Below are 3,460 nucleotides of genomic sequence, written 5' to 3' on the forward strand. Positions count from 1 at the left end.
CAGAATATCTATTTCATAAAAAAAAGCTTTAATTTTCAAGGGGTATGTATTATAATGTGAAAGAAAACTAGTAGTAATTTAGGAGGAAAAAATGGTAGGATTTCTAACAGCTTTGCTCTTTATCTTTGCTCTTTCCCTCATTATATTGGTACTGATACAGCCGGACAGAAGTCGTGGTATGTCAGGAAATATGGGTATGGGAGCATCAAATACAGTGTTTGGTGTATCTCAAGACGGAGGACCACTTGCAAAGGTGACAGAGGTTGTTGCAGCTTTGTTTATTGTAACGGCACTTTTATTATACCTTTTAAAATAAGGTAGAAGGCGTGTTGGTAGTTCAACATGCCTTTTTATTTACCACTTTTTCCCGGGTTACAGGATTTACCGGTTAACTTATACAATTAATTTTGATATAATAGGGGAAATTTTTTATGAAAAGCTTATTTCACGGAAATTATGACAATATAAGGCCTCTGGCATATCAGATGAGGCCGAAAACACTTTTGGAATATGTGGGACAAGAGGAAATTATAGGGGAAAAAAGTGTCCTGAGAAAGCTCATAACCAAGGGTAAAATGATAAATTCAATATTCTTTGGTCCCCCTGGGACAGGCAAAACCTCACTGGCAGAGATAATAGCAGAAGAACTTAGTTACTCCTTTGAAAAACTCAATGCCACAACAGCAAATCTAAGCGATTTCAGGGAAGTGGTGGTAAGAGCCAAAAAAAGAGTGGAACTGGAAAACAAAAGAACGTTGTTGTTCCTTGATGAGATACACAGATTTAATAAGCTTCAGCAGGACTCTCTCTTGCCCTATACAGAGGACGGACTTATCGTGCTGGTAGGTGCCACTACAGAAAATCCCTACTATACCCTAAATAATGCCCTTCTTTCCAGATGTATGGTTTTTGAATTTAAAAAACTAGAGGAAAGTCATATAAGAGAGCTCATACAGAAAGGCTGTAAACGTCTCGATGTAAAAGAAAAACTTTCTCCTGAGATGGAGGAGATTATATTAGAACTCTCCAAGGGAGATGCCAGGGTTGCTCTCAACTATGTGGAACTTTTTGGAAACACTGCAGATAACCTGGGGGAAGCTGAACTGAGAGAACTCTTTAAAAAGAGAAACGATGCTTATCATAAAAAAGAGGATAAGTATAATATCGTATCTGCTTTTATAAAAAGTATAAGGGGAAGCGACCCGGATGCGGCAGTGTACTGGATGGCCAGGATGCTCTCTGGGGGAGAAGATCCCAGATACATAGCAAGACGACTGGTTATACTTGCAAGTGAAGATATAGGAATGGCAAACCCTGAGGCTATGCTCATAGCTCATGCAGCCATGGATGCATCTGAAAAGATAGGAATGCCGGAAATAAGGATAATACTTTCTCAGACTGCCATATATCTGGCAATATCTTCTAAGAGTAATTCCAGCTATATGGCAGTAAATACAGCCCTTGAAGATATAGAAAAAGGACGGAATCTGGAAGAGGTGCCTAAGCACCTGAGAAAACAGTATGGAGAACTGTACAAATATCCCCACAGCTATCCCGGGAATTTTGTACATCAGGCTTATAAAGAAGAGAGAAAAAAATATTATAATCCCGGAGATAACAAGAATGAGAGGCTGATAGCTCAAAAACTTCTGAAATTATGGGATAAAAAATAAATTTACTATGGGGTGAATCTATGAAATTACTGAAAGCAGTAAGAGGAACAAAGGATATTTTCGGGGAAGATGCCCTGAAATACAATCATATAGTCAACACAGCAAGGGAGATATTTGAAGCTTATGGATACTCCATGATAAAAATACCTATTTTTGAAGAGACAAATCTTTTTAAAAGAGGTATAGGAGAGGGAACAGACGTTGTGGAAAAGGAGATGTACACTTTTACCGACAGAGGTGAGAGAAGCATAACCCTGAGACCAGAGGGGACAGCCTCTGTAGTGAGATCTTATCTTGAGCACAAGATATACGGTAAGGAAGATTTTACTAGGTACTACTATACAGGATCTATGTTTAGATATGAGAGACCACAGGCAGGAAGGCAGAGAGAATTTAACCAGCTTGGTATAGAGGCGCTGGGAGAGGGGTCTCCTATTTTGGATGCAGAGGTTATAGCAATGAGCTACAGCCTTCTTGAAAAATTAGGACTTACAGACCTTGAAGTAAACATAAATTCAGTAGGCGGAAACGAATCTAGATCAAAATACAGAGATACTCTAATAGACTTTCTTACTCCTTCTAAAGAGGAGCTCTGTGAAGATTGCAGGGCAAGATATGAAAGGAATCCTCTGAGGGTTCTCGACTGTAAAAATCCAAAGTGTAAGGAGATAACAGAAACTGCTCCTAGCATAATAGATTCACTGAATCCAGAGGAAAGAGAGCATTACGAGTCGGTAAAAAAATATCTGGATATTTTCGGTGTGAAATACAGAGAAAATTCAAGGCTTGTAAGAGGTCTGGACTATTATTCAAGCACAGTTTACGAGGTAATCACAAATAAGCTGGGATCCCAAGGAACGGTTCTCGGGGGAGGAAGATATGATAATCTTCTGAAACAGCTAGGAGATAAGGAGATTCCTGCAGTAGGATTTGCAGCGGGGATAGAAAGACTGATGATGCTTCTTGAAGATTATCCGAGAAACAATCCTACGGTGTTTGTAGCATGGCTCGGTGAGGCTGAATCGACTTATTCTTTCGGAGTGGCAAAGGCTCTGAGAGATGCAGGGATAAAAACCTGTATTGAGTTTTCAAGCAGATCAATAAAAGCATCTATGAAAAAGGCTGATAAGCTAGGTGTAGAGTATGCAATTATCATAGGTGATGAAGAGATGGCCAATGAGAAGATGGTTCTTAAAAACTTTCAAGAAAGAACACAGGAAACACTTAGTTTGGAAGACGTCATAAAAAGATTGAAAAAATAGATCGATATAAAACTTGTAGAGGTGATTTTTAACAATGGTATATAGAACGCATAACTTAGGCGAACTGAGAAAAGAAGATATAGGTAAAAAAGTAACGCTTTCAGGATGGGTAGCCACTAAGAGAGATCTTGGAGGACTTACATTTATTGACTTGAGAGACAGAGAGGGAGTTACTCAGATAATATTCAACCCTGAAGAAAATGCTGAACTGGCTGAAAAATCCCAAAAGATAAGGACAGAAGCTGTCATCAAGATAGCGGGAGAAGTAAGGGAGAGATACAGCAAAAACCAAAATATGCCTACTGGAGATATAGAGGTCTTCGTGGAAAGCCTGGAAATTTTAAACAACTGTGACGTACTTCCTTTCCAGATATCTGGTGAGGAAAATTTAAGTGAAAATATGAGACTTAAATACAGATATCTAGACCTAAGAAAACCTAAAATGACAAGAAATCTAAAAATGAGACATAAGATGCTCATGGCAATAAGAAACTACATGGATGAGAGAGGGTTTCTAGATGTAGA

General features: G+C 38.7%; 4 protein-coding genes. All 4 read left to right on the forward strand.

Features of this window, described 5'->3' with window-relative positions; translation table 11 throughout:
- Nucleotides 1-91 precede the first annotated feature (91 nt).
- On the forward strand, nt 92-316 hold the full coding sequence (gene secG / locus ABZA26_RS10665; protein ID WP_372714510.1) for a preprotein translocase subunit SecG: 225 nt from the start codon (nt 92-94) through the stop codon (nt 314-316).
- Between the two features lie 115 nt (nt 317-431).
- Nucleotides 432-1,673, forward strand: a complete 1,242-nt coding sequence (locus tag ABZA26_RS10670; RefSeq protein WP_372714511.1) for a replication-associated recombination protein A — start codon at nt 432-434, stop codon at nt 1,671-1,673.
- Between the two features lie 20 nt (nt 1,674-1,693).
- Nucleotides 1,694-2,935, forward strand: a complete 1,242-nt coding sequence (gene hisS / locus ABZA26_RS10675) for a histidine--tRNA ligase (RefSeq protein WP_372714512.1) — start codon at nt 1,694-1,696, stop codon at nt 2,933-2,935.
- A 34-nt stretch (nt 2,936-2,969) separates the two neighbouring features.
- The coding region (locus ABZA26_RS10680) for an OB-fold nucleic acid binding domain-containing protein (protein WP_372714513.1) at nt 2,970-3,460 on the forward strand (491 nt) is incomplete at its 3' end.

The sequence above is a fragment of the Ilyobacter sp. genome (assembly GCF_041583315.1).
Classification (GTDB): Bacteria; Fusobacteriota; Fusobacteriia; order Fusobacteriales; family Fusobacteriaceae; genus Ilyobacter.

What these genes read in the sequence shown, in the direction of transcription:
- ABZA26_RS10670 (WP_372714511.1), top strand. Translation starts at nt 432, where the DNA reads ATGAAAAGCTTATTTCACGGAAATTATGACAATATAAGGCCTCTGGCA.
- secG (WP_372714510.1), top strand. Translation starts at nt 92, where the DNA reads ATGGTAGGATTTCTAACAGCTTTGCTCTTTATCTTTGCTCTTTCCCTC.
- hisS (WP_372714512.1), top strand. Translation starts at nt 1,694, where the DNA reads ATGAAATTACTGAAAGCAGTAAGAGGAACAAAGGATATTTTCGGGGAA.